Origin of the sequence: Arthrobacter sp. SIMBA_036, assembly GCF_046535135.1 — a bacterium.
Taxonomy (GTDB): domain Bacteria; phylum Actinomycetota; class Actinomycetes; order Actinomycetales; family Micrococcaceae; genus Arthrobacter.
Map to the genome: position 1 here is coordinate 1 of NZ_JAWRXG010000066.1, position 372 is coordinate 372.

The window sequence follows — 372 nt, forward strand, 5'->3', positions numbered from 1 at the left end:
TAACGGCAAAAGCACCGCCGGACATCAGCGCTATCTCTGCTCTCACTGCCGTAAAACATGGCAACTGCAGTTCACTTACACCGCTTCTCAACCCGGTACGCACCAGAAAATCATTGATATGGCCATGAATGGCGTTGGATGCCGGGCAACTGCCCGCATTATGGGCGTTGGCCTCAACACGATTTTACGTCACTTAAAAAACTCAGGCCGCAGTCGGTAACCTCGCGCATACAGCCGGGCAGTGACGTCATCGTCTGCGCGGAAATGGACGAACAGTGGGGCTATGTCGGGGCTAAATCGCGCCAGCGCTGGCTGTTTTACGCGTATGACAGGCTCCGGAAGACGGTTGTTGCGCACGTATTCGGTGAACGC

Annotated in this window: 1 pseudogene; it reads left to right on the top strand. The window is 55.4% G+C overall.

Annotated features, from left to right (window positions below):
* A pseudogene (locus SB659_RS19155) lies at positions 1-372 on the top strand (IS1-like element IS1B family transposase); the annotation flags it as partial.